The following is a 6,398-nucleotide window of genomic DNA, read 5'->3' as shown; positions in this document are numbered from 1 at the left end:
GCGACCAGGAGTGACGCGCCGACGCGGGCCCTTCGTACGCGGCGGAATCCGCCGGTGTACGGCGCGGTACGGGAAGAGCCGCGAGACGGAGAACGGCGGCCTCTCGCTTTGTGGTTCATCGGGATTCCTCCGCGGGTCTCGCAGTTCCCCGCGCATCCGGGAGAACGGGGTGGCTCCGGCCGGTTCGTGCACTGTGGCCAGCCGCGAACCACCCGCACCCACCCAGCTCGGCTCCCCCCCAGGGCGTACCCCCCCAGGGCCCGACGGCACAATGGCGGTCATGAGCTCGTCCCGCACCTTCCAGCCGATTCTGCGCCGCATCGCCGCCGAGATCGAGAGCATGCCGGGACGTGGTCGGCCCGCCGACTACATCCCGGCGCTCGCGGCATGCGACCCGCACCGGTTCGGCATGGCCGTCGCGGAGCTGGACGGCACGGTGTACGGAGTCGGGGACTGGCGGCAGCCGTTCTCCATGCAGTCCATCTCCAAGGTCTTCACCCTCGCCCTCGACCTGGCCCGTGAGGGCGACACGCTGTGGGAGCACGTCGGCCGCGAGCCCTCCGGCAACCCCTTCAACTCGCTGGTGCAGCTGGAGTATGAGAACGGCATCCCGCGTAATCCGTTCATCAACGCCGGCGCACTCGTCGTCACCGACCGCCTCCACACCCGGACCGGCGACGCGGCGGGCACCCTGCTGGAGTTCCTGCGCGCGGAGAGCGGCAACGCGGAGCTCGCCATCGACAAAGGCGTAGCCGCCTCCGAGTCCGCCCATGGCGACCGCAACGCCGCGCTCGGCCACTTCATGGCGTCGTACGGGAACATCGGGAACCCGGTCCCGGTTCTCCTCGACCAGTACTTCCGCCAGTGCTCCATCGAGGCATCCTGCGCGGACCTCGCCCTGGCCACCGGCTTCCTCGCCCGGCACGGCATCCGCGCCGACGGCACCCGTCTGCTGACCCAGAGACAGGCCAAACAGGTCAACGCGATCATGCTCACCTGCGGAACGTACGACGCCGCGGGCGACTTCGCCTACCGCGTGGGTCTGCCCGGCAAGAGCGGCGTCGGCGGTGGCATCATCGCCGTCGTTCCCGGCCGCTACACGCTCTGCGTATGGGGGCCCGGCCTGGACGAGCGGGGCAACTCGGTGGTGGGAGTGGCGGCCCTGGACCGCTTCACGACGCTCACGGGACTGTCGGTTTTCTAGTCTTCCGAGTCAGGGGTTCTGTCCAGATGAGCGGCGTCGCGGGGTGGCGCGCACCGGCGGCCGAAGGCCGAGTCGATCCTGTCGGACGAGGAGCGGGCCGCACTCGGGGAACGGGTGAGGCCCGCTCCACAGGTCACTGGCTCAGCCAGGTGATGGACGGCTGGTCGGAAGTGAGGGTGATCTCGAACTCCTCCAAGGGCGGGGCCCCGGCGCCGCGCCACCGGGTGATGTGCGCCTCGACGGCGTCCCAGATGCGGGCCGGCCCGTTCTGTCGGACCGTCCACCGGCCGTCGTGCTCCCGGAGCATCGCCCAGGCGCCGGTGTCGACGTCGAGGAACAGGTGCTCCGTGCGGCCTTCGCGGGTGAGGGTGACGTACTGGGCGCGTGGCGCGGCGAGTTGGGCGACGAACCGGGTGTTCCAGTCGTCGATCACGTCGGCGCCGAGGACCGCCGGCCGCTCGTCGCCCTCGTCGAGTTCGGGGAGCAGCCCCAGCGGCGGTGGCAGGTGGGGCCGGGCGAGCATGAAGGAGGTCTGTCCACCCAGGAAGCGGCCGGACGCCGTGCCGTCCTCGTGGACCGTGAGCCGGGCCAGTTCGGAGGAGTACAGCCAGCCGCAGAGGGTGACGAGGATGATTCCACCGGGACGGGTCTGCTCGATCAGCTCGTGGGGGACGGTGAGGAGCCCGCAGGTGGCGATCACCCGGTCGTAGGGGGCACCGTCCTTGTACCCGGCGAGGCCGTCGCCGACGATCAGGTCCGGTGCGAACCCGCAGTGCCCCAGCGCGGTGCGGGCGCGGGTGGACACGTCCTCGTCGACCTCGACGGAGGTCACCGACTCGTCGCCGAGCCGGTGACACATCAGGGCGGTCGAGTAGCCGGTGCCCGTGCCGATCTCGAGGACACGGTGGCCGGCGTCGACTTGGAGGTCTTCGAGCATGCGCACGACCAGGCCGGGCATGGTGCTGGACGAGGTGGGGGCGCGCAGGATCTCCCCGCGGACGTCTCCGGGCACGACGGTGCCGGCGATCTGCGTCACCAGGGACGCGTCCTCGTAGCAGCTCTCCAGCCACCGTGGATCGTCCTGCATGACCGGGGCCCAGGCGGTGGGCGTCGAGCCGTCGACCTCGCGGAAGAAGCCTCCGCGCAGGAACTCGTGGCGCGGGACCGCGGACACGGCCTCTCGCCAGGGTTCGGTCCGCAGATGTCCGTTGTCGGTCAGTCGCTCGACGAGCCGTGTCCTCAGTTCCTTGTCGTTCACGCCGTCTTCCTCTCCAGGAGATCCGCCATGGCCGCCACCATCGGCAGCCCGGTCTCCGGTTCCATCCACGCCCATTGCCCGGAGGGATTGCATTCCAGGAACCACCATTGCCCCTGGCGGTCCACGGCGAAGTCGAAAGCGCCGAAGACGAGCCGGAAGTGGTCGAGGTAGGCGCGCAAAGCCTCGGAGATGCCGGGCGGTGGCTGGACCACGCTGTACCGGAGCCGTGCGTAGTCGGTGCGCCAGTCCAGCAGGTCCGAGTCGATGCGGACGCAGAACACCCGGTCGCCGATGACGGTCACGCGCACGTCACCGGTCTTGTCGATCCGCCGCTGGAAGAGGTGGGCGGTGCCGGTCACCGCGTCGTCGATCTCATCCGCGGTGACCTCGCGTACCTCGACCGTGCAGGAGACGCCGTCGACGCGGTACAGCGGCGTGGACAGCGGCTTGTAGAGCACCGGCCCGTGGGTCTTGACGAAGGCGCGCGCGGCGACCGGGCAAGAGATGATCGCCGTGGGAGGCAGACGGAATCCGCACGCGGCCGCGGCGGCGAGCCCGGACGGCTTGAACTCGGCGTCGCCGATGCGATGCGGGTGGTTGACGTACCGGCAGCCGGGCAGGGAGGCCATGACTCCGCCGAGACCGTAACGGGCCTGTGTGAGGGCGAAGCGCGCGGTCTGACTGTCGAGGTGGGGGAAGGCGAACCCGGAGGGCCTGCGGTAGTACAGGGAACGGACGCGGGACAGGTCCGCCGTACGCGTGGGCGTGGTCAGCGTGCCCTCGATCCCCTCAGACGTGAGGGTGGCCGCGACCGACAGGGTGGTGGGGAAGTCCCCGGAGTCGAACCGCACGACCGGGACGCCCCGGTCGTGCAGCTCGTCGATCACCAGGTCGGTCGTGGGGTCGTCCAAGTTGGTGACGACCAGAACCGGAATCGTGTCGGTCACTGGTCGGTGTCGTTCCCGGAGTCCTGGTCGCCGCCACCGCTGCCACCGGGGCCCGAACCGTCTGAGGGATTACCGGTGTTGGTCGCGGGTTTGGTGCCGGTGCTGGTCCCGTGTCCGGGCATCTCCATGACCTGTCCGGCGGCGTCGAAGTAGCGGCCGATCTGGGTGGCCGGGTCCAGCTCGACGCGGGCGTACGAGGGCGCGAGGGCGGGGTACGGCGCCATGCGGCGCAGCCCCCACGGCGCGGGCGTGCTGATGCCGTCGGGCAGCGGCGTCCCGGTGGGGAGCCGGTCGGAGTGGGCGAACATCGGTGCCTCCTGGTGGGCGGGAAGGTCGTGGTGCCGTGGGTTCTGCCGGGTGCCGGTTGCCGGGCTGCGGCGCGGCTCCGATGCGGCCGCAGCGTGAAGCGTTCACCGTCAGGGGTGGTCGTGCTGCGGCCGTGTGCTCACGGTGGCGTGCCGTGGCCTGGCGTGACCAGTGGTGACGCGCCGACGTGAACCCTTCGTACGCGGCGGCACGCGACGGTGTACGGAGCGGTACGGAACGGCCGGAAGCGGCACGGAGAGAGGCGCGGGGCATGACGAGCGTGCGGGGCGAAGAGACGGGCCGGGGACAGGCGGCGGTACACCGGTACCGGTACGGGTGCAGGGCGGCCAGGGCCAGGGGAGCGGGAGCCGGAGGCCCGGGGCGAGTCGGGAGCGGGGGTCGTCACCGTCGCGAAGCTGCTGGGAGAGTTGTGAACGCCGCTGAGAGCAGGACGTCGGCGCCCGAACTGGACCGGTTCAAGAGCAGTTGCAGCACAGGCGGCGGTGGTGAAGGCGGAGAAGTCGCTTGGGTCAGGAGCAGCTACAGCGGCGCTGAGAGCGGCCGGTGCGTAGAGGTGTCTCGCCGCAGTCACCCGGAGCGGTTCTCGTACGGGACTCCAAGTGCCCTGCTGAGGCCGGGCCGGCCTTCGGGCCGGAAGCATGGGCCGGGTTCGTGGAGATGACCGCCGGGCGCTGGGCGGCGGCGGATGTACGAGCGGAGGGTCCGACGCGTGACTCTGTTGGTTGATGTCGGCCCCTTCGCGTGAGGCCCGCCGCCGTCAGGCGGCGGGCCCCGGCGTTGCGAAGCGTGAGATGCGGGTGCCGGTTCACGTGGTGTTCAGCCGGTCCGGGTGCCGATCAGGAGCAGGGCCTCGGTAGGGGAGCGCCGAGGGCCGAGGATGTCGGCAAGGAGGCGCTCGTGGGGCGGGGTGAGCTTCACACGGTGGCCATGGCGGCTTCTTGCGACGGTCGGCGCTTCTCTCGGCTCAGAGGATCGCCACGGCCCGTCCGGCGACCTCGCCCTTGGCGAGCTTGTCGACGTACTCCGGGATCTGCTCGAACGTGATGGGTACGACGTTCGAGGCGATGTTGCCACTGGCCATGAGCTTGAGTACCTCCTCGGCTTCGGACTTCTCGCCGTTGGAGGCGCCGACGATGGTGATCTCCTTGAGGATGACCTGCTGCATGGAGAGGGTCGCTTCCTCGCGGGCCAGTCCGATCTGCACGATCCGACCGCCGTGCTTGATGGCGTCCACGGCCGAGGCGGTGGTGGTGCCGAAGCCGGCGAAGTCGACGATCACGTCAAGGCCCTGGTCCGCGAAATCGCGGATGTCCTTGGACACGCCGCCGACTCCGAGTTCATCGGCCGTGTCCCAGACCTTCTCGTTGACCTCGGCCACGTAGACGGTGGCGCCCAGTTCCTTGGCGATCTGAGCGCCGAGCGAGCCGAGTCCGCCGAATCCGATGATGCCCACGTTCTGCCCGGCCTCGACACGGCCGAACGTCACGAGTGCGCGGTAGGCCGTGCGCGCGGCGTCCATCGCCGGGGCGGCCTGCGAGAAGTCCACATTCTCGGGCACGCGCACGACGAGGTTCGCCTTGACGACGACCTTCTCGGCGAAGCCACCGTCGACCGCGGTTCCGGGGCCCTCGGTGACGGCCGGGATTCCCACGCGGTCACCGACGGCGAATTCGCTGACGTCCGAACCAGCGGCGCTGACGACGCCGGCGGTCTCGTGGCCCAGGATGATCGGCTTGTGGCCCAGCAGGGGAGTCAGGGTGCCGTCGACAAAGCTCACGTCGCTGTGGCACAGGCCGGAAGCCTTGACGTCGATGACGATCTCGTCAGCGCCCGGCTTCGGATCCTCGCGCTCGACCAGCGTGAACGGTTCGTTGACCTCGTTGAACTGCCATGCCCTCATGTCGGCTCCCTCCTGTGGTGAGCACCCATAACCGGGTGCTAGTTAAAGTTTAAACGTTTTCGGTTGAAAGTCGAACGGCCCAGTGTCGGGCGCGCGAAAGGCGGGCCCGGTCGGCTCCGGGAGGACGGGGCACTACGAGACCCGGCGACCGCCGTGGATGCCGTAAGCGGCTGCCTTGGGCCTGTTGCTGCGCAGCACGATCAACGTGTCGCTCGCGGGTATGCCGGTCGCGGCCGGCATGAACCAGCCCAGCAGGTGGGGTGACCCGCTTCCGGATGCCGGCTGCCGTCCTGCGGTGCGGCTCCGGTTCAGCCGCAACGTGAAGCGTTCACCGTCAAGGGTGGTCGCGCTGCGATCGTGTACTCACGGTGGCGCGTCGTGGCCTAGCGTGACCAGTGGTGACGCGCNNCGGCACGCGACGGTGTACGGAACGGCCGGAAACGGCACGGGGAGAGGCGCGGGACATGACGAGCGTGCGGGACGAAGAGATGGGGCAGGGACAGGCGGCGGTGCCGGTACCGGTGCAGGGCGGCCAGGGACAGGGGAGCGGGAACCGGAAGCCCGGGGACGAGCCGGGGGCGGGGGTCGTCACTGCGTTCGGACGGCAGTTGAAGCTGCTGCGGATTCGGGCGGGCCTGGAGCGGCCGGAGTTCGGCAAGCGGATGGGCTACTCACCGGAAACGGTGGCCTCGATCGAGCAGGGGCGGCGGATTCCGCAGGCGCGGTTCATTGAGAAGGCGGATGAGGTATTGGGGGCTGGGG

7 protein-coding genes are annotated in these 6,398 nt (G+C 70.0%); 3 read left to right on the top strand and 4 right to left on the bottom strand.

Features of this window, described 5'->3' with window-relative positions; genetic code table 11:
- Window positions 1–271: 271 nt before the first annotated feature.
- Window positions 272–1,204, top strand: coding sequence for a glutaminase (locus AOK11_RS36470; protein WP_055597921.1), 933 nt, complete (start codon window positions 272–274; stop codon window positions 1,202–1,204).
- A gap of 133 nt (window positions 1,205–1,337) precedes the next feature.
- Here AOK11_RS36470 and tgmC read toward each other — a convergent pair whose 3' ends face one another.
- Genes tgmC through tgmA form a run of 3 tightly spaced genes read right to left on the bottom strand, consistent with a single transcriptional unit; the run spans window position 1,338 to window position 3,717 of the window.
- Entirely contained in the window at window positions 1,338–2,462 is a 1,125-nt protein-coding gene (gene tgmC / locus AOK11_RS36465) for an ATP-grasp peptide maturase system methyltransferase (protein WP_055597920.1), read from the bottom strand.
- On the bottom strand, window positions 2,459–3,409 hold the full coding sequence (gene tgmB, locus AOK11_RS36460; protein ID WP_055597919.1) for an ATP-grasp ribosomal peptide maturase: 951 nt from the start codon (window positions 3,407–3,409) through the stop codon (window positions 2,459–2,461). Before tgmB ends, tgmC begins: the two co-directional genes overlap by 4 nt.
- Window positions 3,406–3,717 (bottom strand): putative ATP-grasp-modified RiPP, encoded by a 312-nt coding sequence (tgmA, locus tag AOK11_RS36455; protein WP_055597918.1) that lies wholly within the window; start codon window positions 3,715–3,717, stop codon window positions 3,406–3,408. The genes tgmB and tgmA overlap by 4 nt, the downstream gene beginning before the upstream one ends.
- A gap of 562 nt (window positions 3,718–4,279) precedes the next feature.
- Here tgmA and AOK11_RS45850 point away from each other — a divergent pair.
- A complete protein-coding gene (locus AOK11_RS45850; RefSeq protein WP_079035306.1) occupies window positions 4,280–4,462 on the top strand; it encodes a DUF397 domain-containing protein in 183 nt (60 codons plus the stop codon).
- A 238-nt stretch (window positions 4,463–4,700) separates the two neighbouring features.
- On the opposite strand, the gene AOK11_RS36450 is transcribed toward AOK11_RS45850, so the two are convergent.
- Entirely contained in the window at window positions 4,701–5,636 is a 936-nt protein-coding gene (locus AOK11_RS36450; protein ID WP_055597917.1) for an alcohol dehydrogenase catalytic domain-containing protein, read from the bottom strand.
- Window positions 5,637–6,100: 464 nt separating this feature from the next.
- Here AOK11_RS36450 and AOK11_RS45845 point away from each other — a divergent pair.
- On the top strand, window positions 6,101–6,398 hold a 298-nt coding region (locus tag AOK11_RS45845; protein ID WP_420903044.1), incomplete at its 3' end, for a helix-turn-helix domain-containing protein.

Source organism: Streptomyces hirsutus (genome assembly GCF_001418415.1).
Classification (GTDB): domain Bacteria; phylum Actinomycetota; class Actinomycetes; order Streptomycetales; family Streptomycetaceae; genus Streptomyces; species Streptomyces hirsutus.
The sequence above is the reverse complement of the archived record's forward strand: the minus strand, read 5'-3'. Positions and strand labels throughout refer to the sequence as shown.